This window comes from Duffyella gerundensis, assembly GCF_001517405.1.
In the GTDB taxonomy this organism is placed as follows: domain Bacteria; phylum Pseudomonadota; class Gammaproteobacteria; order Enterobacterales; family Enterobacteriaceae; genus Duffyella; species Duffyella gerundensis.
In genome coordinates this window covers 3,355,890-3,381,352 of sequence record NZ_LN907827.1, presented here as the reverse complement: position 1 = coordinate 3,381,352, position 25,463 = coordinate 3,355,890, and the positions used below count along the sequence as shown (strand labels likewise).

The window sequence follows — 25,463 nt, the reverse complement described above, 5'->3', positions numbered from 1 at the left end:
CGGCGCTACTGATGAAAAAACAGCGTCGTCTCCAGTCCGGCCAGCGGCCCTACCTCAATCTCGCCATCGCGTTCGCGAAAGGCGATATCGTTGCGCTTCAGCTGGGTGCGCACCGCCTCCCGCGAGCGGGTTTTTAGCCCGAGCGCGGTCATGCGCGGTGAGCCATCATAATGCGTTGGCAGCGCCACGCCGTCACGCTGCGCCTGGTTCGGCGTAATGAACTGAATCTCCGCCACGCCAGCCTGCAAACGCAGGCCACCACTTATTGGTTGCAGCCGCTGCGCAGAGAACAGTTGACCGTATACCGTCGCCGCATCATCAGGGCGATCGGCAACAATGACAAAGCGATCGATATCGGTAACGCCGTTGGCGTGCTGCTGCCAGGCGGGTTGCCATACCGCCTCTGGCGTCAGGTGCTGACAAAAAAAGCTGCGGCCGCCCGGCACCCGATCGGCGCGCAGCCGCGTGGTGCGGAAACGCGCTTCCTGTTGGCGACCATCTGGCAGCGTCACCGGGCGAAAAAAGGCGGCAGGCGGATCGCCAGCCAGATCGGTCTGTTGTAAATGCTGCCAGACAGCGTCGGCATCGTCGGTTTTCCAGACCAGGCCGCTTAGCCCGCGCGGTGACTGCCACAGATCCTGGCGCAGCGTGCCGCGATCATTTTCCCAGCCGAGCAGCTCAAGATAATTTTGATTGAAAACGGCCAGATGATTGCTGCTGCCAAGCGAGTGATGGCCGCGCTCGCTGAGTTGGAAACCAAGGCGGCGAAACAGCGCACTGGCCTCATCAAGTTGGTCGGCGACGTTAATCACCACGTGATCAAGCACCGGTATCAGTTCTGACATGGGCAACTCCTCAATCATTCGGCATCGGCCAGCGCAGCGGCTGGCTCAACAATGGCCGCCAGCGCATCGCCCGCCAGGCGATCAAAATAGCGGGCCGCCGGGGCAAGCAATGCCTCACTGGGATCGAAGCCCGGATGGTGCAAGCCATACTCGCTGGCGCTGCCAATGCTAACAAAGGCGCCGGGGATGACCCGCAGATAGTCAGCAAAATCTTCACCGCCCATCTGTAGCGTGGCGTCTTCAACCTGATAGCCGCTGTGGCGCGCGACCTGCTGGCAGAACGTCGCCCAGTGGGGCGTATTGATCAGCGCCGGTGGACCCGCCTGCCATTCCAGCACCGCCTGCGCACCGGACGCCGCGCTGATACCTTCGATCAACTGACGGATCCGCTGGGGAATGGTCTCGCGCAGCGCGCTGTTGTGGGTGCGCACGGTGCCTTCCAGTTCTACAGTGCCGGGTAGGACGTTCCAGGTGTTGCCACCGCTGATGCGCGTCACGCTGACCACCAGCGATTCCAGCGAGCTGACCTGACGGCTGGGCAGGGTTTGTAACGCCCCGACGATCTGGCTGGCAATCACGATAGCGTCAACGCCTTCCTGCGGCCGCGCCGCGTGCGCACCTTTGCCGGTCACCCGAATCACGAAGCGATCGACATTGGCATAAAAAGCACCGCCGCGTGTTTTCAGGGTGCCGAGCGGGTAGTCAGGCGCGTTGTGCATGCCGAAAATAGCCTGCACGCCGTCCAGCGCCCCGGCATCGATCAGCTGCTGCGCACCGGTAAAAATCTCCTCGGCGGGCTGGAAAAGTATGCGCACCCGGCCTGGCAGGCTGTGCTCGCGCGCCTTGAGCAGCTGGGCCGCACCCAGCATGACTGACGTGTGCAGATCATGGCCGCAGGCGTGCATTACGCCCGGCTGTTGCGAGGCAAAAGGCTGGCCGGTGGTTTCTTCAATCGGCAGGGCGTCAATATCGGCGCGCAGCGCGATCAGCGGCTCACCGGCACCGATTTCAGCTACCACGCCGGTTTTCAGGCCGTAATCGAGACGTTTAATGCCTGCTGCATCCAGCCAGCGCTGAATGCGTGCCGTGGTGGCAAACTCCTGATCGGACAGCTCCGGGTACTGATGCAGTTCGCGCCGCCAGTGGATGAGCTGATTTTCCAGCGTAAGGCTCATAACAGATTCTCCTGCGTAAAGGGTTCACCGAGGGTCAACATCAGCCGATTTGCCCAGGCAAAAAAAGCGGTGGCCTGCACCAAATCAAGCAGCGCCAGCGTATCCAGACCCTGTTCGCGCAGCGCGTTAATCTGGGCAACATTCGCCACGGCTGGGGTTGCCGACAGCGCGGCGGCGAAAGCGATCTCCGCCTGCCAGCGTGGAGATTGTGCCTGCTCAAGGGGCTGACCGGGCGATACGGCCAGCAGCCGCTCCACCGCATCAGGCTGTTTTGCCAGCTGGCTGGCCTTGCGGGCATGCACGGATGCGCAATAAATACAGCCGTTAACCTTGCTGGCGACGGTGGCCGCCAGTTCGCGTTCAGCGCGCGGCAGGCCGCCTGGCGTATAAAAAATACCTTTATCGGTTAGCGTGCGCTGCTCCAGTACCGGCAGGTTACGACCCAGCAGACGAAAGTAATCCGAATCGGTGTGACCGAATCGCGCCAGTATCGCCTGCTGATCGGCGCTGAAGTCCGCCAGCGGTTTCGGGGCGATCCAGGGTTCCCAGCCCAGCGGCGCCTGGGTAAAAACTACCGGCGCGGGTTTACCGCTGTGGGTATGCGGCTGCGTATGCCAGTGGCCCGCCACCGCCGGTGTTTTCTGTTCGGGCTGCGCCTGCGCCTGAATCAGGCGATACCCGCTAAGCAGGCGGCTCTGACAGGCGATAAACGCCACCAGCTGCGCCAGCGTGACGATCTCATCGTCGCTCCAGCCAGCCTGTTGTAGCGCAATGAGATGTTGCGGCGTGGCGCTTACCGGACGAAAGGTCAGGCGTTCCGCAAAGTCAGTGGCGTCCGCCAGGCGCGGATCGTCGCCCGCGTGGCGGGCATAATGCTGTGCCAGCTCCGGCTGTTGATGCCACTCGGCAACCTGTCTGGCGACGGCAAAGCGCAGGGCCCGCGGCAAAATAGTTGCATCATCGCCGAACAGCGCCAGATAGCTGCCCTGAGTATGTTCGGTAGCGGCGTGGCGCTGTTGGCGAGCCTGCGCCAGCGCAGAATCGGGGGCAATCTCTGCCAGCGTAGCTAACAGATCGTGGTGGTCGGTCATGCATATTCTCCTGTCAGCAGGCCGGATGCCGCGGGCGACCAGCCAAGGGCGGGCGCCACGTCGGTAGCCAGACGTGTAATAGAGTGCAAAATTTCCGCGTGCGGCGGATCGATAGAATGAACCTGGAAAGAGATATCGGTGGCACGTCTCAGCACACTGTCGCGTTGCAGCGAGGCGATGACATCCTCTGGTGCGCCGAGATGCACATCGAACGCGGCGATCCAGGCATCCAGATTGTCGCCGGGCAGCCGGTGTCCCAGCGCCTGATGCTGTTGCGCCTGCTGTCGCAGTCCCGGCAGTGCGCGCTGACGCGCCTGCTCCCGACTGTCGGTCACAAAGGCGGTACGTGAAGCCAGAATGCGCGGTTCGATGCCGGCCGGCAGCGCCGCAAGATAGGCGTCAACGATCGGGTTTTGTAGCGCATCCAGCGGCAGATCGGGCTGACTGGCAGGCCGCGGCTGCGTACGTGACAGCATTAAGCCATGGCCTGCCGCGCCAGCCCGTGCGGCGCCTTCCGCCGAAAAGGTGGCAATCCACAGGCGTGATGCCAGCTGGGGTGCTGGCGGATAAAGCCGGTTGTCGGCATGGGCGAGGGTATCGCCGCGAAACGCCGACAACATCGTCTCAAGGTGGCGGGTAAAGACAGCGCCGCGCTGCTCGCTGGTCAGAGAGAAAGGCAAAAAGGAGGTGGGTGTGCCGCCCGATCCCAGTCCCAGTTCCAGCCTGCCATTCGCGAGCAAATCGAGCACGGCGGCATCCTCAGCCACTCGTAGCGGATGTTCCAGCGGCAGGGTAATGATCGCGGTGCCGAGCCGAATGCGGCTGGTTTGCGCCGCAACCGAGGCCAGAAACAGCAGCGGCGCAGGCAGACCGCCCTCATGTTCGTGAAAGTGGTGCTGCGCGATCCAGGCGGTATCGAAGCCAACGCGCTCCGCCTGCTGTATCTGTTCGATAGCCAGCTGATAGCGCCGCTGTGGCGAAGCCTTATCCAGCAGGCGAGTAAAAAAACCTAAACGTGGCGGGTTCATGCCGGAATCTCCCCGGGTTGCGTGATGGCAGGAATGGCGGCAAGCAGCGCGCGGGTATAGTCGTTCTGCGGAGCGGAAAACAGACGGGCAACGTCGCCGCTCTCCACCACTTCGCCTGCGCGTAATACCGTGGCGCTGTGTGCGATGCGCCGCACGGTCGCAAGATCGTGCGTGATAAACAGATAGGTCAGACCGAGCTGCTGTTGAAGCTCCAGCAGCAGCCGCAGGATTTGCGCCTGCACCGTGGCATCCAGCGCCGATGTCGCTTCATCGAGCACCAGAATGGCGGGCTGCAACACCAGCGCGCGAGCGATGGCCACCCGCTGCCGTTGTCCACCCGACAGCTCGCGCGGCTTGCGACGGAGCAGGGCCAGCGGCAGGGCGACGCGAGCGGCTACCGCTTCAACCCGTTCACGGCGTAGCGCGGCGGAGAGCGGGGCAAAGTTCAGCAACGGTTCTTCGATAATGTTGTAGAGGGTTTGTGAAGGATCCAGCGAGGCAAACGGGTTTTGGTAAACCAGCTGGATCCTTTGCCGCAACTGACGCCGGGCCTCGCCACTTAGCGCGGTGAGTTCAGCATCGTCAAGCCGCACAGAGCCGCTATCCGCCTGTTCAAATCCGAGCAGAATGCGTGCCAGCGTGGTTTTGCCGGAGCCGGATTCACCCACCAGCGCATGCGTGGTGCCGCGCGCGACCTGAAAGCTCACCTGGTTCAGCGCCTGTAGCCCGGATGCGCGGCTGTTGCCCAGCGCAAACCGCTTGCTGATGGCCTCAACCACGATAGCGGGCGGCGCACCGACGGCGGGCAGCGGCTGTGCAGCCAGCACGTTAACGTCGTTGAACAGCTGGCGCGTATAGTCGCTCTGCGGAGCGTGCACGATCTGCTGCGCCGTTCCCTGCTCCTGAATCTCACCGTGACGAAACACAATAATGCGATCGGCACGTTCGGCGGCCAGCGCCAGATCGTGGGTGACAAACAGCACGGCGGTGGTGAATTCATGACGCAGCGTATCGATCAGATCGAGAATCCGGCGCTGCACGGTGACATCCAGCGCGCTGGTTGGCTCATCAGCAATGATCAGCGCCGGTTGTAGCGCGATAGCGATGGCGATCAGCACGCGTTGCTTCATGCCGCCGGAGAGCTGGTGCGGATACTGCCGCATCCGCTCAGCGGGATGGCTGAGACCGACCCGTTCCAGCAGGGCGAGAACCTGTGCGTCGCGCGCCTTGCGGCTGAGCCGCTGATGCAGGCTAATTATTTCACCTACCTGATCGCCAATGGTTTTGATCGGATTGAGCGAGCTGCCGGGATCCTGCGGAATCAGGCTGATCTGCGCGCCGCGTAGCCGGTCTAGACGGCTTTGCGACCACTGACTGATATCCTCGCCGTTAAAGCGCAGCACGCCAGCATCCCGCACGCCATTTTCTGCCAGCAGGCCGATAATCGCCTGCGCGGTGGTGGTTTTGCCGGAGCCCGATTCGCCGACCAGCGCCACCATTTCACCCGGATGAATGTCAAAAGAGACATTGTGTACCACGCGCTGCAACCCATGGTCGCCGCGGTAGCTCAGAGAAAGCTGTTCAACCGCCAGTGCGGGCTGTGAATTCATCGGCGACCTCCGGTCATCTGTTTGCTGATGCGATTGGTGGCGAGCACCACGGCCACTACCACCAGGCCAGGAAAGGTGGTGAGCCACCAGGCGGTGGAGATATAGTTGCGGCCTTCTGCAATCAGCAGCCCCCATTCCGGCGTGGGCGGCGGCGTGCCGTAACCGAGGAAACTCAGGGTGGAGAGGGCGAGGATCGCCTGGCCAAACTGCAGGGCGGAAAAGGCGATCACCGGCGAGAGCGAGTTGGGCAGGATATGCCGCCAGAGCACGGTCAAAAAGGTGCCGCCGCTGCCGTAAGCGGCTTCAACATAGTCGCTGTGGCGCACGCGAACCACTTCGGCGCGCGCCAGCCGCGCGAAGCTGGCGATGGAGGTGATACCGACCGCTACGGCGGCGTTAACCGTGCCAAAACCGAGCAGGATAATGACGCTAAGCGACAGCAGCAGGCCGGGAATTGCCAGTAACACATCCATCAGGCGCAGGATTACACTCTCCGTTTTGCCGCCGATGGCACCGGCCAGTACGCCGATCGTGCTGCCCGCCAGCAGGCCCACCGTGACCGCCATCAGCGCGCCCGACAAGGTATGCGACGCGCCATAAACCAGGCGGGCAAACAGATCGCGGCCGAGCTGGTCGGTGCCGAGCCAGTGCTCAGCCTGCGGTGCCAGCCGCTGCGCACCGGCAATGCCTTCGGTGGCGTTGTAGTCGGTAAACAGACCCGGCGCGATAGCGGCTAGCAGCGCACTCAACAGCACCAGCCAGGCGATAACGACGCCAGGCGGCCAGGCGCGCAGGCGCGGCCAGACGGTGGCGGTTTTTGCAAATGCAGAAGAGTCGACAAGGCTCATGATGCGGCTCCGGCGTAAAGATGCAGGCGGGGATCGATCAGTGGCGTCAGGATATCCACTAACAGGTTAATGGCGACGAAGCCGACCGCAGAGATCATCACTACCGCCTGTAGCACGCCGACGTCCTGATTATTGACCGCCTGCTGAATCAGCTGGCCAAGGCCGCTGAGGCCAAAAACCGTTTCGGTAATCAGCGCCCCGGCAATCAGTTCGCCGAGCAGCAGACCGGCGATGGTGAGCGTCGGTAAAATGGCGTTCAGCGTGACGTGGTGCCACAGCACATAGCGCTGGCTGGCGCCTTTGGCGCGGGCAACGCTGACAAAAGGCTGGGTTTTTACCTCATCGAGACTGCGCAGCAGGATCTGCGCCAGCGGTGCGGAGATCGGCACCGCCAGCGTGACGATCGGCAGGATCAGGCCCTGCCATTCACCGGGATTGATCACCGGGATCCAGCGCAGCTGAAACGAGAAGATCTGAATCAGCGCAATACCCAGCCAGAAGGTCGGCAGCGAGATAAACAGCGCCGGCACCGAGTGCAGAATATTTTTCAGCCAGCGAAAAGCGGTGAGGTTGGCGCTAAAGGCCACTACGGCGGCAATCACCGTGGCCAGCAGAAAGCCAGGCACGGCGAGGCGCAGCGTGGCGGGGAAGTTGCTGGCAATCAGCTCGCTAACCGGCACGCCCGCCTGCACCGAATAGCCGACGTCGCCGTGCAGCATCGCCGTCAGCGCGTGCAGATATTGCTGCCAGATCGGATTGCTGGCGCCGTAGGCGTCGCGCATCTCTTCAATCTGCGCCGGGCTAAGGCCAAGATCGGGATTCTGAAACTTAATCAGGATGGCGTCGCCGGGCAGCACCTGCAGCAGAATAAAAGAGAGGGTAAACGCCGCCCACAGCACCAGCAATGCCTGTCCGGCTCGTTGTATCAGATAACGCGTCATCACCGTTTCTCCTGCCTTAACGTTTTTCCAGCCAGGCGCCGTAGAAGCTTGGACGGCCCACCGCTTCAAAGCGCACGCCTTTCAGCCAGGGCGCACCGGCAAAAACCTGGGGCTCTTCAAACACCGGAATCACATAGGCGTTATCCAGCAGGTAACGCTGTGCCTCACCGGCCAGCTGCAAGCGCTTCGCCGGATCGATTTCCGTAGAGATGTTCACCAGCAACGCATTGAGCTTGTCATCACGAAACTGCTGCACCTTGCTGCTCGAGCCGCCTTTTTGCAGCAGCGCATCACGATTCAGGGGATAGAACATACTTTTGATCACGTCAGGATCGGCCCGGCCCACTTCCGACACGGTAAGCGGCGTTTTCAGCGGATCCAGATTGTCGAGCGTCTTGCTGCCCGCATCGCCCGCTTTCACCGTGAGTTGCACGCCAACCTGTTTCCACTGCTGCGCAATCAGCTGCAGCACCTCTTTGTTCTGCGGTTGCGGCAGGGATTCGTAGATGGTCAGCGCCAGCTTTTTGCCCGCTTTTTCCCGAATACCGTCGCTGCCCGGCCTCCAGCCCGCCTCATCCAGCAGCGTTTTTACCCGCGCCGGGTCATAGTTCAGGCTGGCGGAGAGATCGACATAACCCGCCGCCGATTTGGCGATCACCGAAGTGGCAACCGGGTAGTTTTCTGAGAAAAGGGTATCGACGATTTGTCTGGCATCGGTGGCGTGCAGCAATGCCTGGCGGACCTTTAACTCCGCCACCAGCGGGTTATCCGGGCGAAAGCTCAGGCTGTCATTCACGCCACGGGTGGGCGCTGCGTAGAGCGGAAATTTTTGCTCGCTGGCCTGCTTCTCATCATAAGCCTGCACCTGACGAATAAAATCTGCCTGGCCTGCCAGCAGCGCGCCGATGCGCACGCTGTCTTCCGGCGTGACAATAATCTTGATGCCATCAAGGTTCGCTGGTCCCTGCTGCGTGAGGTTTTTCGGGCCCCATTGGTAGCCTTTACGCGCCACCAGATCGACTTCGCGGCCCAGCTTTTCATCGCTGACCACAAAAGGACCGGAGCCGATGATATGCCGCGCATCGCCCAGCTGATCAAAGTTGCGCGCCAGCGTGCTCAGCGATACCAGGCCTGAACCAATGGTGGCGGTGCCCTGCAGGAAACCGGGAGATGATTTTTTGAAGTAGAACTTCACCGTTTGCGCGTCGATCACTTCGCTGTGATCGTAATTATTGATCACTTCGGAAACCGGCAACCGACGCGCCTTATCACCGAGGCCATAGACATCGAAGTTTTTAGCCACCGCGTTAGCGTCCAGCGGCGTGCCGTCAGAAAAAGTGACGCCGGGCCGGATGTGGAAGGTGTACTCGGTTTTATCGGCGTTGCTGCTCCAGCTGTCGGCAATCCAGGGTTCTACCTGCAGCGTTTCCGGGTTTTGCCAGGTGAGCTTATCGGTAATCTGGTTGAGCAGGCCGCCATTCGGATAGAAGCCGCCCGCCGGGGGATAGAGCGTGGTGTGCGCCTGCTGTTCCAGATAAATCAGCGTGCCGCCTTTCACCGCCGTCTCAGCAGCGGCCTGACCCGCAACAATAAAGGATAAGCCTGAGGCCAGAACCAGGCTGGACAGGGTAAAAAGACGTCTCTGCGGCATGATCACGATTCACTCTTTCAGATGATGTTGTGTGACGAACATCATCAAATGCGGGGCGCATTTTTTTAAACAAGGAATAGTGCTAACCAATCCCTGAAATGTGCTTTGGCAGAGAGACGAGGCGGCATTCACACTACCGCAGCAATGACATGATGCCAGGCGGACGGCGGCGCGGCGGCAAGGGTAAAAGCATTACCCGCAGCGCGAAACGAGACGGGAATATTAATGGTCATTGAGGCCAGCGGATGCTTTTCAGAATAAGGCGACTTCAATAAGCAAAAGCCATCTATAAGCGGGTGTATCGCTGAATAGTGGCATTTGCTGGCCTCTATTTTCCGGGGGGCCAACCCGCAATGGGTGATAACACGCCAGTAGCCCAGCGCACCGATAGCGACATTGCGGCCAGCGATATACAGAATAATCTGGTGCCGCGCTGTTATTTTCATCAACCGCTCAGCGGGTTAACAATGATAAACCGCCGCGCAGTACCATTAAGAAATGGCGCGAAACGGTTCAGTCCGCCTTAACATTTATAACCTTTTCTGCGGGCTTATAATCTTCAGGAATAACCATAGCCAATAATCAACTATTGTTAGAAGTGTAGTTCACATACACTCGCCAAAATTGTTCTGTAAGGAAACGTCATGAAACTTTTCGCTCCGACCGTGCTGGCGTTAGCGCTTGGCACTGCTTTTGCTGCTCAGGCAGCCACACCGGCCGATACGCTGGTGATTGCCCAGTCTATCGATGACTCCAGCAGCTTTGATCCGGCGGAAGGCTTCGAACTGACCGCGGTTCAGGCGTTCACCAACCTCTATCAACGGCTGGTGCAGCCCGATCCGGCCAACCCCACCGATCTTAAGCCGACGCTGGCCAGCAGCTGGGAAGCGGGCAGCGATAACCGCAGCCTGACCGTAACGCTGCGCGACGGAGCAAAATTTGCCTCCGGCAATCCGCTGCGTGCCGAAGATGTGATTTTCTCGCTGTCACGCGTGGTGAAGCTAAACCTGGATCCTTCATTTATTTTGACGCAGCTCGGCTGGAGCAAAGAGAACGTTGACAGTCATCTGAAGAAAATTGATGACCAGCATGTGCAGATCAGCTGGGATGCCAACGTCAGCCCAACGTATGTGCTGAGCCTGCTGGCAGCGCCGGTCTCGTCGATTGTCGATGAGAAAACGGTGATGGCGAACGAGCAGAAGGGTGACTTGGGTAACAAATGGCTGGCCGCGCATTCAGCGGGTAGCGGTGCGTACCAGATCCGTCGCTTTGTGCCGCATGAAGTGGTGCTACTCAGCGCCAACCCAACCTCACCGGGCGGCGCGCCGAAGCTGAAAAATGTGCTGATTAAAAACGTGCCGGAGCCAGCCGCGCGTCGTCTGCTGCTGGAGCAGGGCGATGCCGATATCGCACGTAACCTTGGTGCCGATCAGATGGCTGCGCTGAAGAGCAAAGCGGGCGTGAAAACCCTCGCCGTGCCGATGGCGTCTCTTTATTACATGCAGTTCAATATCGATGCCCAGCCCGCGCTGAAAAACCCGGCGCTGTGGGAAGCGTCGCGCTACCTGTTTGATTACAAAGGTATCGCTAACGATCTGCTGAAAGGTCAGTTCCAGGTGCACCAGTCTTTCCTGCCGGAAGGCTTCCTGGGCGCGCTGAATGACAATCCATATCAATACGATCCGGAAAAAGCGAAGGCGATCCTGAAGAAAGCGGGCCTGACCAACGTCAGCTTTAAGCTGGCAGTCAGCAACCAGCCGCCTTACCTCGATATCGCGCAGGCGTTGCAGGGCAGCTTTGCCCGCGGCGGCGTGAAGATCGAGCTGATTCCCGGCCTGAGCACCGAAGTGGCCACCAACGTGAAAGCGCACAAGTATGAAGCGACGCTTAACGCCTGGGGCGCGGACTATTTTGATCCGAACACCAACGCCGCCGCGTTCGCCTACAACCCGGAAGATGGCAGCAAAACGCTGGCCTGGCGCTCGAACTGGCACATTCCTGAGCTGAGCAAGCAGACGCTGGCGGCCACCGCCGAAAGCGATAAGGCGAAGCGCATTGAGCTGTATGAAAACATGCAGCGTGAAGTGCAGAAGCAGTCGCCGTATGTGATTGGCCTGCAGGCGCGCAACCTGATCGCCATGCGCGACAACCTCAAAGGCTACGTGCAGGGCATCAACCCGGATATGGTTTATTACAGCCAGGTTAGTAAGTAATGGCATCAACGTTAGCGGAAGCCGGGTTCGCCCGGCGTTTCTGGCGCAGCGGTGGCCGACTGCTCACCAGCATTTTATCGCTGCTGGTGACGCTGATCGGCCTGCTCGCCTTTACCTTCATGCTGTCGCATCTCTCGCCGGTCGATCCGGTGCTGCAGGTGGCGGGCGATCACGCCAGCGAATCGACCTATCAACAGGTGCGTCACGATTTAGGGCTGGATCAGCCGCTGCCGGTGCAGTTCTGGCGCTACCTTGAGCATCTTGCGCGTGGTGATCTTGGCATCTCGCATATCACCAATCAGCCGGTGCTCAGCGATTTGGCACGTACCTTTCCGGCCACCATTGAGCTGGCCAGCTGTGCGATGATCTTCGGCGCGGTGTTTGGCATTACGCTGGCGCTGCTGGCGGCGTGGAAGCCGGGCAGCGTGCTGGATAATCTGGCGCGGCTGGTGTCGCTGCTGGGCTATTCGGTGCCGGTGTTCTGGCTTGGCCTGCTTGGGCTGCTGCTGTTTTACGCGGTGCTGCACTGGTCTGCCGGACCGGGGCGCCTGGATGACATCTGGATTTACACCATGGAGCCAAAAACCGGCTTTGTGCTGATCGACAGCTGGCTTTCCGGCGATCCGGAAATGTTCCGCAATGCGCTGGCGCATCTGTGGCTGCCGGTGGTGGTGTTGGGCATGCTGTCGATGGCGGGCATCACGCGTTTGTTGCGCGCTGCGCTGCTGGAAGAGAGCAACAAAGAGTATGTAACGCTGGCGCGGGCGAAAGGCGCGGGCCGGGTCCGTATTCTGTTGCTGCATATCTTTCCTAACGTGCTCGGTACGCTGATTACCGTGCTGGCGCTCTCCTACGCCACGCTGCTGGAAGGGTCGGTGCTGACCGAAACTGTGTTCGCCTGGCCGGGCGTGGGACGTTATCTGACCACCGCGCTGTTCTCTTCTGACGTTCCGGCTATCCTCGGCTCGACGCTGCTGATTGGCGGCTGCTTCGTGTTACTGAACACGCTGGCTGATGCGCTTACCTATTTAACCGATCCGAGAACCCGATGACGCAACATTTATCCGATGCTGAACCGGCAATGCCGGTTCGTCGCCGTCGCCGTCGGCGCAACGTTACGCTGATTATTGGCGTGACGCTGGTGGCGATTTTACTGCTTACCGCGCTGTTGGCACCGCTGCTGGCACCTTATCAGCCCAACGCGCAGATGATGGCGTCGCGCCTGATGCCGCCAGATGCTGCGCACTGGTTTGGCACCGACGGCTTTGGTCGCGATCTGCTGTCGCGGGTGATTTACGGCACGCGGCCAACGCTGCTGCTGGTGTCGCTGATTCTGCTGCTGACCATTCCGGCTGGGCTGCTGATCGGCATCACTGCGGGTTACGTGGGCGGCTGGACCGAACGCGTGCTGATGCGCATTACCGATATCTTTCTTTCGCTGCCGAATCTGGTGATTGCGCTGGCGCTGGTGGCGATGCTCGGCCCTGGGCTGTTAAACGGCGCACTGGCGCTGGCGTTAACCAGCTGGCCGCCGTTTGCCCGCCAGGCGCGCGCTGAAACGCTGGCGCTGCGTCGCAGCGACTATCTGGCCGCGGCCCGCATGCAGGGCATTACCGGCATCCGGCTGATGTTCGGCCATATTTTGCCACTTTGTATGCCGAGCGCAGTGGTGCGCGCGGCGTTAAGCCTCGGCGGGATTATTCTGTCGGCGGCGGGTCTCGGCTTTCTTGGCATGGGCGTTCAGCCGCCCACGGCGGAGTGGGGCGCAATGGTTGCCGAAGGCAGTAAAGTAATTTTTGATCAGTGGTGGGTCGCCGCCGCACCGGGTGGCGCGATTCTGTTTGCCAGCCTGGCGTTTAACCTCACCGGCGACGGCCTGCGTGATCGACTGGATACCCGTCATGGCAACTGAACATCAACCGCTGATCGTCGCGGATCGCCTGACGATTAACGACGGCGACACGCCGCTGGTGCACCCGCTGTCGTTTACGCTGGGTCGCGAGCGTGTGGCGCTGGTTGGCGAATCGGGATCGGGAAAATCCCTGACCGCCCGTACGCTGATGGGGTTGCTGGCACCTTCGTTACAGCTACAGGCGCGGACGCTGAACATCGCCGGTGAAAATGCGCTGAACCTCAGCGAAAAACGCTGGAGTCAGCTGCGCGGTAGCCAACTGGCGATGGTGATGCAGGATCCAAAATATGCCCTGAACCCGACGCGCACCATTGGCTGGCAGGTGGAAGAGCCATTGAAGCTGCATCAGCGTTTCAGCCGCGCCGAGCGCCGCGAAAAGGTGCTGGCGATGCTGGATGCCGTTGGCCTGCCGCAGCCTGCGCAGCTGATGACCCGTTATCCGCACCAGCTATCGGGCGGTATGGGTCAGCGCGTGATGCTGGCGATTGCGCTGGTGGCCGATCCGCAGTTCCTGATTGCCGATGAGCCGACTTCCGCGCTCGATCACGCCATGCGCGATCAGGTGCTGGCGCTGATTCGCCGTCTGGTAGAAGAGCGCAACATGGGCCTGCTGCTGATCAGTCACGATCTGCAGCAGGTGTCAGAACATTGTGAGCGGGTGATGGTGATGTACAAAGGACGAATCATCGATACGCTGCCGGCCGCTGAACTGCCGCGGGCGACGCATCCTTATACGCGCACGCTGTGGTCCTGTCGTCCGAGCAAAGCCACGCACGGGCAAACATTGCCGGTGCTGGATCGCGCCGCGCTGGAGGTGCTGCCGCATGAGCATGATTAAGCTGCAGGACGTCAGCGTGTCGCATCGCCACGGCTATGAACTGCGCACCGTGGTGCATGATGTATCGCTGACTATCGAACCCGGCGAGTGCTTTGGCCTGGTCGGGCCGTCAGGCTGCGGCAAATCGTCGCTGCTGTGGGTGATGGCCGGACTGAATCCGCACTGGCAGGGCAACATGCAGCTGGCCGGTCACCAGGCGCAGCCGGGCAAAGATTTCACCGGCGATCTGCGTCGCGAAGTGCAGATGGTGTTTCAGGATCCCTATGCGTCGCTGCATCCGCGTCACCGCCTGCGCCGCACGCTGGCAGAACCGCTAAAGCTGCTGAAGCGCGATAACATCAACGAACGCATCGATCGCGGTTTCCAGCACGTCGGGCTGGACCCGGCGCTGGCCGATCGCTATCCGCATCAGCTTTCCGGCGGCCAGCGTCAGCGCGTGGCCATCGTGCGCGCGCTGCTGCTGGAGCCAAAAGTGCTGCTGCTGGATGAGCCTACCTCCGCGCTGGATATGTCGGTGCAGGCGGAAATTTTGAATCTGCTCAATGAACTGAAACAGCGCGATAAGCTGACGATGATTTTGGTGAGCCATGATCCAGATGTGATCGACCATATGTGCGATCGTGCAGCGCGCATGGCGGCTGGTCGAATTGTCAGCTAAGCCATGTGATTCTTCGCCCGCCGCGCATGTTTAGCGCGCGGGCGTGACGTTCATCCTGCACATCAACAGGATCGCTCATGCAAACCATTAAGACCTTCACCGCCGGCGATCATCGCTGGATTAACCGACCGGCCGTGGTCGAGCAGCAGGCCGATCGGCTGGTGGTCACCACCGACGCCAACACCGATTTCTGGCTCAAAACCTATTATGGCTTTTCGCGGCACTCCGGCCACGCCTGCGGCTACGCGGTCAACGGCGATTTTACGTTGCAGGTGAAAATTCGCGCGGATTTCCGTCAGCTTTACGACCAGGCGGGCATTTTTATCCGTGATGATGAGCAGCACTGGGTCAAGGCAGGCATTGAGTTTAACGACGGCGCACCGGCGATCGGCTGCGTGGTGACCCGTGAGTTTTCCGACTGGTCCACCGGCATTTTTCCGGGCGATGCGCGGCAGTTCTGGATGCGGGTGACGCTGATAGATGAGGCGCTGCGTATTCAATACTCCTGCGACGGCGTCAGCTGGCCGTTGCTGCGTCTGGCTCCCTGGCCAGGCAACGCGGCGCGTTTTGTCGGCGTAATGTGCTGCTCGCCGGAAAGGCAGGGGCTGGAGGTGGAATTCAGTGAATTGCAGCTCGGCGACCCGCTGCAAAAAGCGCTGCACGATCTCTCATAATTCCGCTTCAGGCCGCAGGCTTAGCCTGATTCTGGCATTCGATTGCTGAAAGACGCATTTCTGCGTTAGCCGCTTCCCTCTATAGTCGGGGAACATGGGCTGCCAGGACAGTGAATATGCGTAAAATTTTATCGTTTTTAGTGACTTCCGCGCTGTTAACTACCAGCGCGGTGCAGGCGGCAACGCCTGCTGATACGCTGGTGGTGGCCATTCCGCTGGATGGCATTATCAGTTTCGATCCGGCGGAAAGCTTCGAAACGGTCAGCACCGGCAGTTTGATTAATATCTATCAGCGGCTGGTGCAGGCCGATCGCCACGATCAGCAAAAGCTCGCCGCCGAGCTGGCCACCTCATGGCAACCGGGCAACAGCGCGCACAGCCTGCGCATTCAGCTTAATCCTCAGGCGACCTTTGCCAGCGGCAATCCGGTGACCGCCAGCGATATCATTTTCTCACTCACGCGCGCTATCAAGCTCAACAAAACCCCGGCGTTTATCCTCGGCGAATTTGGCTGGACTGCCGATAACATCGACGCCCAGTTCACGCGCATTGACGATCATCAGCTGGAGATTCGCTGGGTGGCGCCGATTGGTCGCGATCTGGCGCTGCGTCTGCTGTCATCGCCGGTAGCGTCGATTGTTGATGCGAAGCTGGCGCAGCAGCATGCCAGTAACAATGACTACGGCAACGGCTGGCTGCGTACCCATTCGGCGGGCAGCGCCGCCTATGCCATTCGCAGCTTTGCGCCGCAGCAGGCGCTGGTGCTGGAGGCGAGCCCGCATGCGCAACCGAAGCCCGCGCTGAAACGCGTGATTCTGAAAGGCGTTAGCGATTCAGGCTCGCGACGTCTGTTGCTGGAGCAGGGCGATGCCGATGTGGCCTATGAACTGGGTGCCGATCAGTTTGATGCGCTGAGGCAGCGCCCTGGCGTCAGAATTGAGGCCTTTCCTTCCAGCCTGATCTATTACCTCGGGTTTAACACGCAGCAGGCGGGGCTGGGCAATCCTGCACTGTGGCAGGCGGCGCGCTGGCTGGTGGATTATGACAGCCTGTCAACGCAGTTGCTGAAAGGCCAGTATCAGGTGCATCAGGCTTTTCTGCCGCAGGGCTTTGATGGCGCGCTGACCACTACGCCATTTCATCTTGATGTGGCGAAAGCGAAAGCGATTCTGCAGCAGGCGGGTATCAAACCCGGCACACATTTCAGCCTGACGGTCACCAATCAGCCGCCTTATACCGACGTAGCGCAGGCGTTGCAGGCGAGCTTTGCCCAGGCGGATATCCATATCGATATTCAACCGGTGGCGGAAGCGGATCTGTGGGGCAAAATGCGCGCCCGCAATTTCCAGGCAATCTTCACCTATTGGGGCGCGGACTATATCGATCCCAACACCAACGCCAGCACCTTTGCCTATAACGTGCCCAACGGGCCAAAAACCCTCGCCTGGCGCGTCGGCTGGACTATTCCTGCGCTCAGCCAGCAGACGCGCGCGGCGGCGGCGGAAAGCGATGTGGCACAGCGGCGTGAGCGCTATCGGACGTTGCAAACTGAAGTGCAACAGAACTCACCTTATGTGGTGATGCTGCAGGGGAAAAAACTGGTGGCGTTGCGGGATAACGTGCAGGGAGCGGCGCAGGGCATTGGCGCCACCATGCTCTATTACGATCAGGTGAGTAAAACGGCGGTGACGAAGGAGTAAAAGAAACCCGGCCTTAGCCGGGTAACCGGCTTATTTGCCGCGTTTATCTTCGGTGTTGGTATCGAAATCGGCAGCGTCATGACGTTCATGCAGCTGCTCTGACGGCTCGCCCCAGGTGCGGTTGACCTTACGGCCACGCTGAACCGCCGGACGATTTTCAATCTCTTCTGCCCAACGCTGCACGTGCTGATAGCTGCCCACGTCGAGGAATTCAGCGGCGCCATACTGATCGTTGCGCACCAGATTGCCGTACCACGGCCAAATCGCGATATCGGCAATGGTGTATTCATCACCGGCAATAAAACGGTGCTCAGCCAGCTGGCGATCCAGCACGTCGAGCTGGCGTTTGGTTTCCATAGTGAAGCGCTCAATGGCGTATTCGATTTTTACCGGCGCATAGTGATAGAAGTGGCCGAAACCGCCGCCGAGGTAGGGTGCCGATCCCTGCAGCCAGAAGAGCCAGTTCAGCGCTTCGGTGCGGCCTGCCCGATCTTCCGGCAGGAAATGCCCAAATTTGTCAGCCAGATAGAGCAGGATGGCGCCGGATTCAAAAACGCGCACCGGCGGCGTTTCCGAGACGTCGAGCAGCGCCGGAATTTTGGAGTTGGGGTTGATCTCAACAAAGCCGCTGGAGAACTGATCGCCTTCGCCGATACGAATCAGGTGCGCATCATATTCCGCCGCGGTAACGCCTACCGCCAGGAGTTCTTCCAGCAGAATAGTGACCTTCTGACCATTTGGTGTGCCCAGCGAATAGAGTTGCAGCGGATGCTCGCCCTGCGGCAGGCTTTTTTCATGGGTTGGGCCGGCAATCGGGCGGTTGGTTTTCGACCAGGCACTCGCATTATCCTGATTCCATTTCCATACTTTTGGTGGCTGGTAATCTTGTTCCGACATAGTGAGCCTTCTCCGCTAAACAAACAGGTGGTGAGAGAAGAGAGTGTAGCAGCCGCCGCCTGGCGAGCCATCCCCTGAATGCGCGATAGCCAGAACGGTTAAATGGTTATGCGTTAAACGGTAAAAGGGCGTTGGTCAGGGAAGGGTATGCGGCTTGATGAAGAGTTCGAAGGAGAGTCAATCGAACGGCGTTCGATGAGGCGTTCGGTTCCTGAAAAGCAAAAACCCAGCCATAGGCTGGGTTCTTTAATAAGTGGTGCCCGAACTCGGAATCGAACCAAGGACACGGGGATTTTCAATCCCCTGCTCTACCGACTGAGCTATTCGGGCAACGGGGCGCATTAAACCGTAAAGCCTGCAGGGCGTCAACGGCTTTATGCGAAAAAGTGCCCCTGAGCGCGTCAACTGCGCTTTTTTCAGGCAAAGTCAGGTTAGCGCGCCGTTTTTACGGCACATGGCAAAGCGCAACACATCTTCCGCCAGACGCTTTGCTGTCGCCACATCCTGCACGCTGTGTTTTACCAGCAGTTTGCTCAGGCAGCCTTCCAGAATCAGCTCCATCTGCTCCGCCACCAGCGTTGGGTTATCAGCCTGCAGCTGCACTAACAGATCGTGCGTGTATTGCCACGAAGCGCGTTTCTGCTGTTCGGCGATGCGATGAATCGGGTGATCGGCGTGCGGGTAGAAGGTACAGGCGGAGATAAACAAACAGCCGGGAAAACGACCATTGTTAACCGACTGCTCCAGTACGTCGTAGCGCGCCAGCAGCTTCTGTTCGGCATCTAAGGTTTCATCAAGCAGTAACTGGCGGCGCCAGGTGTCGATTTGCTCGCCGTGAAAGCGCAGTGCGTCATAAAGCAGCGCATCACGATCGGGCCAGAAGCGCTGAAGTTGTTCCAGCGGAAACTCAATTTCTGCGGCCAGCATCGCCAGCGATGTGGTGGCGGATAAGCCGTGTCGTTCAAGCACATTAAGCGCATGTTCGAGTACCTGTTCACGTTGCAAGTGACGCTCCTCACTAATGCGTTTGCCGGTTTTTCCGGCTGGTTCAAATTAACGTTCAGTGTCGTTTACTGACTTAATTTCTGCAAATGCGCCGTAAAGTCAGCGGCGTTCAGAAAGCCGGTGATGCGTGAGCCGGGGATCTCTTTGCCATCGGCAAAAAACAGGATCGTCGGCAGCCCCAGTACATTCAGCTGTTGCAACAGCGCGCTTTGCTGCGCGGTGTTGGCGGTAACGTCGGCCTGCAACAGCTGCACGTTGCTCAGCGCCTGCTGCACGCTGTCATCGCTAAAGGTATATTTTTCAAACTCTTTGCAGGCTACGCACCAGTCAGCATAGAGATCGAGCATCGTGATTTTACCCGATGATTGTTGCAGCGCCTGCGTCAGCGCAGCCTGATTGTCGATACGCGTGAAGTTAAGGTGTGCAGCACTGCTGCTTGCAGTCGGCGTGCCAAACACCCAATCCTGCAGCGGACGGGCGGCGATCAGCGCAGCGGCGAAGAGCACGATCTGCACGATGCGCAGCCAGGGCTTCGATGCGCGCAGGCTGGTAATGAAAGCCCAGCCAAAGAAGGCGATGCCCAGCAGGCTCCAGAGCCGCAGGCCCCACGCCGCACCGATCACGCGTTCCAGCAGAAAAACCGGCAGCGCCAGAATCACAAAGCCAAAGCCGACTTTGACCGTTTCCATCCACGGTCCGCTGCGCGGCAACAGGCGGTTGCCAAACAACGTCACGACAATCAGCGGCAGGCCCATGCCAAGCGCATAAAGATAGAGCGTACCGGCACCGGCCAGCAGGTTTCCGCTCTGCGCAATGTAAAGCAGAATGGCGCTCAGCGGCGCGGTGGTGCAGGGCGAACAGATCAGGCCAGCGAGCGCGCCCATGAAAAAGACCCCTGGCAGCGAGCCGCCCTGCTGGCGGTTGCTCCACAGCGTCAGCCGCGTTTGCAGCGAGGCGGGAAGCTGCAGCGTAAACAGGCCAAACATCGACAGCGCCAGCACGATAAACAGCGCCGACAGGCCGATCAGCACATAAGGATGCTGTAAGGCCGCCTGAAAGCGCAGGCCCGCCGCGGCGACCACCATGCCCATCAGCGTATAGGTCAGCGCCATGCCCTGTACGTAAACCATCGCCAGTGCGAACAGGCGCGCCATGGAGAATTGTCGGCTTCCACCAAGAATAATGCCGGATATCAGCGGATACATCGGCAGAACGCAGGGCGTAAAGGCGACACCGATGCCAATCAGCAGCGCCCAGAATGGCGAAAAAGGCAGCGGGGCGCTGACCGGCGCAGGTTGTGCACTGGCGGCAGAGGCTGGCTGGGCAGCAGGCGGCGGCACGGCGCTGGCCGTTACCGCGCTGAGCGGAATGGTGCGCGTTTCCGGCGGATAGCAGAAGCCCGCCGCGGCGCAGCCTTGCCAGGTGACGCGCACGCTGGCGTCGGCACCGGCCTGCTGAATGGTCAGCGCCAGCTGCAAATCGTTGGGGTAAATCTCTGACTTTCCGTAGAACTCATCTTCGTGTGGCTGGCCTGCGGGCAGCGTAAATGGCGCGAGGGTGGCGTGTTCAGTTTCCAGCGAAATTTGCTGGCGATAGAGATAATAGCCCGGCTTGACCTGCCAGCTTAGCGTCAGTTGCTGCTGGTTCTGGCGAAAATCAAAAGCAAATGCCTGATTGACCGGCACAAAGCGGTCGGCGGTGGTTTTCGGCGCAAACAGCGAGGCCTGCGCAGGCAGGCTGAACACGGAAAACAGAATAAAAATTAACGTAGCGATGCGCTGAGCCATGACAAGTATTCACTCTCTCCATGTGTAACCGGCAGCACTAATAGCTCCGGCGTGTCGTAAGGATGCGCTGCCTTTAGCAGCTCAATCAGCGCCTGCTGATGCGCTTCGCTGCTTTTCAGCAACATTTGCACTTCAGCGGTGCGCTCCAGCTTCCCCTGCCAGACGTAAAGTGAGGTGGCACCTGGCAACAGCGTGACACAGGCGGCGAGCTGCGCGTCCAGTGCCCGTTGTGCCAGCGCATTTGCCGTGGCGTCATCGGGTGCGGTGCAGAGTACAACAACAGCAGACAGGGGATTCATTGCGCCTCCTTTCCGGCGAAAGCGCAGATGATATCACGGGTGAAGCTACAGGGATTTGATCAGTTGTGACTCAAAGCCACAGGCCGCCAAACAGAAAGCCAAACGCCACCGACAGCGCAATGGCGATAACGCCCGGAATCAGGAAGGAGTGGTTGAAGACAAGGCGGCCAATGCGGGTTGAACCGGTATCATCCATCTCTACCGCGGCGAGCAGCGTTGGGTAGGTCGGCAGCACAAACAGCGCCGAGACGGCAGCGAACGAAGCCACCGCGGTCAGCGGCGATACGCCAAGCAGCAGCGCGGCAGGCATCAGCGCCTTGGTGGTGGCTGCCTGGGAATAGAGCAGCGTGGAGGCGAAAAACAGGATCAGCGCCAGCATCCACGGTGAGCTACGCAGCAGATCGCCAGCAACTGCCTGAATATCCTGCAGATGACCCTTGACGAAGGTATCGCCCAGCCAGGCGACACCGAGCACACATACGCAGGCACTCATGCCTGACTTAAAGGTGCTGGCGTTGAGAATCTCACCGGTATCGATGCGACAGGTCAGGCAAATCAGCGTGGCCACCGTCAGCATAAAGACCACAATCGCCTCATTACGCGGCAGCAGCGGATTGGTAATCAGCCCAACTGCATCGCTGGTGGCGGTGGCATAAAACACCACCGCGACGATACCGGCCAGAAACAGCAGCAGCGAGCGTTTGGCACCGGGCTTTTCCACAAAGCCGTTGCTGCCACGGCGTGATACTTCTCCTTTGGCCAGTCGCGCCTGATAAATCTCATCGTCAGCCAGTTCTTTACCCAGAAAGTTGGTGACGATCGCCGCGATAAAAATAGCCACCATGGTTGACGGAATGGCAACCGACAGCAGCGCCAGATAGCTGATGCCTTTGGGCTCAAGAATACCGGCGAAAAACACCACTGCCGCCGAAATCGGCGATGCGGTGATGGCGATCTGCGAGGCGACCACGGCGATAGAGAGCGGACGGGAAGGGCGGATGCCCTGCTCTTTGGCCACTTCGGCGATCACCGGCAGCGTGGAAAAAGCGGTATGACCGGTGCCTGCCAGCAGTGTCATGCCGTAAGTCACCAGCGGCGCGAGAAAGGTGACGTAACGCGGATGACGACGCAGCAGGCGTTCCGCGAGGCTTACCAGATAATCCATGCCGCCCGCCACCTGCATGGCGGCGATGGCGGCGATCACGCCCATGATAATTTCAATCACGTCAAAGGGGATGGCACCCGGCTTCATGCCGCCCACCAGCGTCAACACCAGCACGCCAAGGCCGCCGGCAAAACCGATACCGATACCGCCGAGGCGCGCGCCAAGGTAGATCGCCAGTAATACTACAACCAGTTCCATCGCAAACATTGGACGCTCCCGTCAGGCCAGTACAAATAAGGGGCAAAAAAAAAGCACGCCGCATTTTACTGTGGCGTGCCGTATACGATGAGTGACTATATCAAATTATTGTTCACTTTCGTCGGTATAGCGTTTGGCTTTGTAAGCCGGGAACATCAGGTTCTGCACAGAGAAAATATCATCCAGCTCCGCTTCGGTCAGCAGGCCGCGCTCCAACACCACTTCACGTACGCTTTTACCGGTTTCAGCACAAATCTTGCCGACAATATCGCCGTTGTGGTGGCCGATGTAGGGGTTGAGGTAAGTAACAATACCGATGGAGTTAAACACGTAGGCTTCACAAACCGCACGGTTGGCGGTGATGCCGTTAACGCATTTTTCCAGCAGGTTGTAGCAGGAGTTGGTCAGAATGCTGATCGATTCAAACAGCGCCTGGCCAATCACCGGCTCCATCACATTGAGCTGCAACTGACCCGCTTCTGACGCCATGGTGACCGTGATGTCATTGCCGATAACCTTGAAGCAAACCTGATTGACCACTTCCGGCACCACTGGATTGACCTTGGCTGGCATAATCGATGAGCCCGCCTGCAGTTCCGGCAGGTTGATTTCGTTCAGACCAGAGCGCGGGCCAGATGACAGCAGGCGCAGGTCGTTACAAATTTTCGACATTTTTACCGCAAGCCGCTTCAGCGCGGAGTGCACCATCACGTAGGCGCCGCAGTCTGAGGTTGCTTCGATCAAGTCTTCTGCTGGCACAACTGGCAAATTACTCACTTCTGCCAGTTTCTCCACCGCCAGCTGCTGATAGCCGTCGGGGGTGTTCAGGCGGGTGCCGATTGCCGTCGCGCCGAGGTTAACCTCAAGCAGCAGCTCCGCGGTGCGCAGAATATTTTTGATCTCTTCGTTGAGCAGCACGCTAAAGGCGTGAAACTCCTGGCCGAGCGTCATCGGCACCGCATCCTGAAGCTGGGTACGGCCCATTTTCAGGATGGTTTCAAATTCTACCGCTTTACGCTGAAAACCTTCGCCAAGCTGACCAATCGCATCCAGCAGTTTCAGGATGGAAGAGTAAACGGCGATACGAAAGCCGGTGGGGTAGGCGTCATTGGTAGACTGACACTTGTTGACGTGATCGTTCGGGTTAAGGAACTGGTAGTCGCCTTTTTGATGACCCATTAATTCCAGGCCAATATTAGCCAGCACTTCATTGGTGTTCATGTTTACCGAGGTGCCCGCACCGCCCTGATAAACATCTACCGGGAACTGGTCCATGCATTTCCCGTTATTTAACACTTCATCACACGCCTGGATAATGACGTTGGCGATATTACGGGGAATGGTGTGCAGCTCTTTGTTGGCCATCGCCGCTGCCTTTTTCACCATCACCATACCGCGAACAAACTCCGGGATGTCGCTGATTTTGCTGCTACTAATATAGAAATTTTCAATCGCACGCAGAGTATGAACACCGTAGTAAGCATCAGCTGGAACTTCGCGCATGCCCAACAGGTCTTCTTCGATACGAATGTTATTTGCCATGGGAACCTTCTTGTTTGGCTGCCTGCCGGCAACCCATAATCTTTGCGTTATACATCACTGAGGATGTGTTTATGTTGTTCTGGAACGCCAGCACCGATATTTTATCCATCAACGGTGAAGCGAGCACGATCATATTCTGTTGTCATCAAATTGCATGAACATAGATCACCTTCCCAATATTTATCGGCGTAGGTATGTTAACAATATGTGATATTTGTCACGAAAGTAAGACAGTGCCAAAAAAACGGCAGGTTTGGTTGAAAAGGCGCTTCGCTGTGCCCATCTCTGTTAATACGATCTTCGGGATCGTCCATTTCTGCTGCCTGGCAACGCGCCGGGCCGCTATAACCGCAAGGAGTATCCGGTGCGCTGGTTACCACTAATTGTTTTCTTTGTGCTGGCGTGGATTGAAATCACGCTGTTTATCCAGGTTGCTCACGTGCTGGGCGTCCTGATGACCATGTTGCTGGTGGTGTTCACCTCGCTGATTGGTATTTCACTGGTTAAAAATCAGGGCGTTAAAAACTTTATGCTCATGCAGCAGAAGCTGAATCAGGGCGAAAGCCCGGCGAAAGAGATGATCAAAAGCGTATCGTTGATCATCTCTGGCGTGCTGCTGCTGCTGCCAGGCTTCTTTACCGATTTCCTCGGCCTGCTGCTGCTGTTACCGCCGGTGCAGAAACACCTGACGCTGAAGCTGATGCCGCACCTGCGCGTCTGGCGCGGGCCAGGTGCTGGACCGGACAGCGGATATACCGTCGACGGCGAGTTTGAACGCAAAGATGTGAAACAAATTGAGCATGACGATCGCCCCGATCGTTGATCACAGCATCAAGCGCCTGCGGGCGCTTTTTTGTTATTTAGCGCCGCATTTCTTCCGCCGTTACGCTTGGCGAAAAAAACAGCAAACGCCCTTTTCGTGAAAAAATTTTTGTTAGTGGCCCTTGAAAGGGCCCCTGACTGGCCCTATCTCTTTGGTCACGAGGCCGGAAGCCTGTAAGCCCGGCGTTCATCCCAAAAATGACTGATTGGACTTCTCAAAGGAGAGCTATCAAATGAATATTCGTCCATTGCACGATCGCGTAATCGTCAAGCGTAAAGAAGTTGAATCCAAATCTGCTGGCGGCATCGTTCTGACCGGCTCCGCTGCGGGCAAATCGACCCGTGGTGAAGTGCTGGCCGTAGGCAATGGCCGTATCCTGGAAAGTGGTGATGTGAAGCCGCTGGACGTGAAAGTTGGCGATGTCGTCATTTTCAGCGAAGGCTACGGCGCGAAAACCGAAAAAATCGACAATGAGGAAGTGCTGATCATTTCCGAGAGCGACATCCTCGCCGTTGTTGAAGCGTAATTAGTACGGTATTCACTGAACGAAACGAATTTAAGGG

Annotated in this window: 24 protein-coding genes and 1 tRNA gene; 9 read left to right on the top strand and 16 right to left on the bottom strand. The window is 58.8% G+C overall.

The window, feature by feature from the left end; genetic code table 11:
* Positions 1-5 precede the first annotated feature (5 nt).
* The 9 genes from EM595_RS15535 to EM595_RS21165 form a co-directional block, all read right to left on the bottom strand.
* Complete coding sequence (locus EM595_RS15535) at positions 6-845, bottom strand: VOC family protein (protein WP_071852534.1); 840 nt, start codon at positions 843-845, stop codon at positions 6-8.
* 14 nt (positions 846-859) lie between these two features.
* Positions 860-2,020 carry an amidohydrolase gene (locus EM595_RS15530; protein WP_067434105.1) on the bottom strand — a complete coding sequence of 387 codons (1,161 nt, stop codon included), beginning with the start codon at positions 2,018-2,020 and terminating at the stop codon, positions 860-862.
* Entirely contained in the window at positions 2,017-3,111 is a 1,095-nt protein-coding gene (locus EM595_RS15525) for an alkylhydroperoxidase domain protein (protein WP_067434102.1), read from the bottom strand. Before EM595_RS15525 ends, EM595_RS15530 begins: the two co-directional genes overlap by 4 nt.
* Positions 3,108-4,139 (bottom strand): putative FMN-dependent luciferase-like monooxygenase, encoded by a 1,032-nt coding sequence (locus EM595_RS15520; RefSeq protein ID WP_067434099.1) that lies wholly within the window; start codon positions 4,137-4,139, stop codon positions 3,108-3,110. The genes EM595_RS15525 and EM595_RS15520 overlap by 4 nt, the downstream gene beginning before the upstream one ends.
* Positions 4,136-5,749, bottom strand: coding sequence for a dipeptide ABC transporter ATP-binding protein (locus tag EM595_RS15515; protein ID WP_067434096.1), 1,614 nt, complete (start codon positions 5,747-5,749; stop codon positions 4,136-4,138). The genes EM595_RS15520 and EM595_RS15515 overlap by 4 nt, the downstream gene beginning before the upstream one ends.
* Entirely contained in the window at positions 5,746-6,597 is an 852-nt protein-coding gene (locus EM595_RS15510) for an ABC transporter permease (RefSeq protein ID WP_067434093.1), read from the bottom strand. The genes EM595_RS15515 and EM595_RS15510 overlap by 4 nt, the downstream gene beginning before the upstream one ends.
* A complete protein-coding gene (locus EM595_RS15505) occupies positions 6,594-7,538 on the bottom strand; it encodes an ABC transporter permease (protein ID WP_067434090.1) in 945 nt (314 codons plus the stop codon). Before EM595_RS15505 ends, EM595_RS15510 begins: the two co-directional genes overlap by 4 nt.
* 16 nt (positions 7,539-7,554) lie before the next feature.
* Positions 7,555-9,189 (bottom strand): TIGR04028 family ABC transporter substrate-binding protein, encoded by a 1,635-nt coding sequence (locus EM595_RS15500; protein ID WP_067435561.1) that lies wholly within the window; start codon positions 9,187-9,189, stop codon positions 7,555-7,557.
* A 128-nt stretch (positions 9,190-9,317) separates the two neighbouring features.
* Positions 9,318-9,635: a hypothetical protein gene (locus tag EM595_RS21165; RefSeq protein WP_157883899.1), complete on the bottom strand. Its 318-nt coding sequence runs from the start codon at positions 9,633-9,635 to the stop codon at positions 9,318-9,320.
* Positions 9,636-9,833: 198 nt separating this feature from the next.
* Here EM595_RS21165 and EM595_RS15495 point away from each other — a divergent pair, with 198 nt between their 5' ends.
* The 7 genes from EM595_RS15495 to EM595_RS15465 all read left to right on the top strand — a co-directional run bounded on the left by EM595_RS15495 (position 9,834) and on the right by EM595_RS15465 (position 17,184).
* Positions 9,834-11,402, top strand: a complete 1,569-nt coding sequence (locus EM595_RS15495) for an ABC transporter substrate-binding protein (RefSeq protein ID WP_067434087.1) — start codon at positions 9,834-9,836, stop codon at positions 11,400-11,402.
* Entirely contained in the window at positions 11,402-12,454 is a 1,053-nt protein-coding gene (locus tag EM595_RS15490; RefSeq protein ID WP_067434084.1) for an ABC transporter permease, read from the top strand. The genes EM595_RS15495 and EM595_RS15490 overlap by 1 nt, the downstream gene beginning before the upstream one ends.
* Entirely contained in the window at positions 12,451-13,314 is an 864-nt protein-coding gene (locus EM595_RS15485) for an ABC transporter permease (RefSeq protein ID WP_067434081.1), read from the top strand. Before EM595_RS15490 ends, EM595_RS15485 begins: the two co-directional genes overlap by 4 nt.
* Positions 13,304-14,152 (top strand): ABC transporter ATP-binding protein, encoded by an 849-nt coding sequence (locus EM595_RS15480; protein WP_067434078.1) that lies wholly within the window; start codon positions 13,304-13,306, stop codon positions 14,150-14,152. The genes EM595_RS15485 and EM595_RS15480 overlap by 11 nt, the downstream gene beginning before the upstream one ends.
* Entirely contained in the window at positions 14,145-14,810 is a 666-nt protein-coding gene (locus EM595_RS15475; RefSeq protein WP_067435559.1) for an ABC transporter ATP-binding protein, read from the top strand. The genes EM595_RS15480 and EM595_RS15475 overlap by 8 nt, the downstream gene beginning before the upstream one ends.
* A 77-nt stretch (positions 14,811-14,887) precedes the next feature.
* Positions 14,888-15,484, top strand: coding sequence for a DUF1349 domain-containing protein (locus EM595_RS15470; protein WP_067434075.1), 597 nt, complete (start codon positions 14,888-14,890; stop codon positions 15,482-15,484).
* 116 nt (positions 15,485-15,600) lie between these two features.
* Positions 15,601-17,184 (top strand): ABC transporter substrate-binding protein, encoded by a 1,584-nt coding sequence (locus EM595_RS15465; protein ID WP_067434072.1) that lies wholly within the window; start codon positions 15,601-15,603, stop codon positions 17,182-17,184.
* Between the two features lie 30 nt (positions 17,185-17,214).
* Here EM595_RS15465 and yghU read toward each other — a convergent pair whose 3' ends face one another.
* The 7 genes from yghU to aspA all read right to left on the bottom strand — a co-directional run bounded on the left by yghU (position 17,215) and on the right by aspA (position 24,077).
* Complete coding sequence (gene yghU, locus EM595_RS15460; protein ID WP_067434069.1) at positions 17,215-18,081, bottom strand: glutathione-dependent disulfide-bond oxidoreductase; 867 nt, start codon at positions 18,079-18,081, stop codon at positions 17,215-17,217.
* Positions 18,082-18,335: 254 nt separating this feature from the next.
* A tRNA-Phe gene (locus tag EM595_RS15455) sits at positions 18,336-18,411 on the bottom strand.
* A 96-nt stretch (positions 18,412-18,507) separates the two neighbouring features.
* Positions 18,508-19,086 (bottom strand): division control transcriptional repressor DicD, encoded by a 579-nt coding sequence (gene dicD / locus EM595_RS15450; protein WP_067434065.1) that lies wholly within the window; start codon positions 19,084-19,086, stop codon positions 18,508-18,510.
* A gap of 65 nt (positions 19,087-19,151) precedes the next feature.
* Positions 19,152-20,873, bottom strand: coding sequence for a protein-disulfide reductase DsbD (locus EM595_RS15445; protein WP_067434062.1), 1,722 nt, complete (start codon positions 20,871-20,873; stop codon positions 19,152-19,154).
* Positions 20,849-21,172 carry a divalent cation tolerance protein CutA gene (cutA, locus tag EM595_RS15440; protein WP_067434060.1) on the bottom strand — a complete coding sequence of 108 codons (324 nt, stop codon included), beginning with the start codon at positions 21,170-21,172 and terminating at the stop codon, positions 20,849-20,851. Before cutA ends, EM595_RS15445 begins: the two co-directional genes overlap by 25 nt.
* Positions 21,173-21,242: 70 nt before the next feature.
* Positions 21,243-22,544: an anaerobic C4-dicarboxylate transporter gene (locus tag EM595_RS15435; protein ID WP_067434057.1), complete on the bottom strand. Its 1,302-nt coding sequence runs from the start codon at positions 22,542-22,544 to the stop codon at positions 21,243-21,245.
* A gap of 96 nt (positions 22,545-22,640) precedes the next feature.
* Positions 22,641-24,077: an aspartate ammonia-lyase gene (gene aspA / locus EM595_RS15430; RefSeq protein WP_067434054.1), complete on the bottom strand. Its 1,437-nt coding sequence runs from the start codon at positions 24,075-24,077 to the stop codon at positions 22,641-22,643.
* A gap of 364 nt (positions 24,078-24,441) precedes the next feature.
* Between aspA and EM595_RS15425 the strand changes: the two genes are divergently transcribed.
* Complete coding sequence (locus EM595_RS15425; protein WP_067434051.1) at positions 24,442-24,900, top strand: FxsA family protein; 459 nt, start codon at positions 24,442-24,444, stop codon at positions 24,898-24,900.
* Positions 24,901-25,132: 232 nt separating this feature from the next.
* The gene (locus EM595_RS15420; protein WP_067434048.1) at positions 25,133-25,426 is read left to right on the top strand and encodes a co-chaperone GroES; all 294 of its coding nucleotides are present in this window, start codon (positions 25,133-25,135) and stop codon (positions 25,424-25,426) included.
* Positions 25,427-25,463: the final 37 nt, after the last annotated feature.

Excerpts from the sequence above, each read along its gene's own strand:
- EM595_RS15535 (WP_071852534.1), bottom strand. The coding sequence starts at position 845 with ATGTCAGAACTGATACCGGTGCTTGATCACGTGGTGATTAACGTCGCC.
- EM595_RS15530 (WP_067434105.1), bottom strand. The coding sequence starts at position 2,020 with ATGAGCCTTACGCTGGAAAATCAGCTCATCCACTGGCGGCGCGAACTG.
- EM595_RS15525 (WP_067434102.1), bottom strand. The coding sequence starts at position 3,111 with ATGACCGACCACCACGATCTGTTAGCTACGCTGGCAGAGATTGCCCCC.
- EM595_RS15520 (WP_067434099.1), bottom strand. The coding sequence starts at position 4,139 with ATGAACCCGCCACGTTTAGGTTTTTTTACTCGCCTGCTGGATAAGGCT.
- EM595_RS15515 (WP_067434096.1), bottom strand. The coding sequence starts at position 5,749 with ATGAATTCACAGCCCGCACTGGCGGTTGAACAGCTTTCTCTGAGCTAC.
- EM595_RS15510 (WP_067434093.1), bottom strand. The coding sequence starts at position 6,597 with ATGAGCCTTGTCGACTCTTCTGCATTTGCAAAAACCGCCACCGTCTGG.
- EM595_RS15505 (WP_067434090.1), bottom strand. The coding sequence starts at position 7,538 with ATGACGCGTTATCTGATACAACGAGCCGGACAGGCATTGCTGGTGCTG.
- EM595_RS15500 (WP_067435561.1), bottom strand. The coding sequence starts at position 9,189 with ATGCCGCAGAGACGTCTTTTTACCCTGTCCAGCCTGGTTCTGGCCTCA.
- EM595_RS21165 (WP_157883899.1), bottom strand. The coding sequence starts at position 9,635 with ATGAAAATAACAGCGCGGCACCAGATTATTCTGTATATCGCTGGCCGC.
- EM595_RS15495 (WP_067434087.1), top strand. The coding sequence starts at position 9,834 with ATGAAACTTTTCGCTCCGACCGTGCTGGCGTTAGCGCTTGGCACTGCT.
- EM595_RS15490 (WP_067434084.1), top strand. The coding sequence starts at position 11,402 with ATGGCATCAACGTTAGCGGAAGCCGGGTTCGCCCGGCGTTTCTGGCGC.
- EM595_RS15485 (WP_067434081.1), top strand. The coding sequence starts at position 12,451 with ATGACGCAACATTTATCCGATGCTGAACCGGCAATGCCGGTTCGTCGC.
- EM595_RS15480 (WP_067434078.1), top strand. The coding sequence starts at position 13,304 with ATGGCAACTGAACATCAACCGCTGATCGTCGCGGATCGCCTGACGATT.
- EM595_RS15475 (WP_067435559.1), top strand. The coding sequence starts at position 14,145 with ATGATTAAGCTGCAGGACGTCAGCGTGTCGCATCGCCACGGCTATGAA.
- EM595_RS15470 (WP_067434075.1), top strand. The coding sequence starts at position 14,888 with ATGCAAACCATTAAGACCTTCACCGCCGGCGATCATCGCTGGATTAAC.
- EM595_RS15465 (WP_067434072.1), top strand. The coding sequence starts at position 15,601 with ATGCGTAAAATTTTATCGTTTTTAGTGACTTCCGCGCTGTTAACTACC.
- yghU (WP_067434069.1), bottom strand. The coding sequence starts at position 18,081 with ATGTCGGAACAAGATTACCAGCCACCAAAAGTATGGAAATGGAATCAG.
- EM595_RS15445 (WP_067434062.1), bottom strand. The coding sequence starts at position 20,873 with ATGGCTCAGCGCATCGCTACGTTAATTTTTATTCTGTTTTCCGTGTTC.
- cutA (WP_067434060.1), bottom strand. The coding sequence starts at position 21,172 with ATGAATCCCCTGTCTGCTGTTGTTGTACTCTGCACCGCACCCGATGAC.
- EM595_RS15435 (WP_067434057.1), bottom strand. The coding sequence starts at position 22,544 with ATGTTTGCGATGGAACTGGTTGTAGTATTACTGGCGATCTACCTTGGC.
- aspA (WP_067434054.1), bottom strand. The coding sequence starts at position 24,077 with ATGGCAAATAACATTCGTATCGAAGAAGACCTGTTGGGCATGCGCGAA.
- EM595_RS15420 (WP_067434048.1), top strand. The coding sequence starts at position 25,133 with ATGAATATTCGTCCATTGCACGATCGCGTAATCGTCAAGCGTAAAGAA.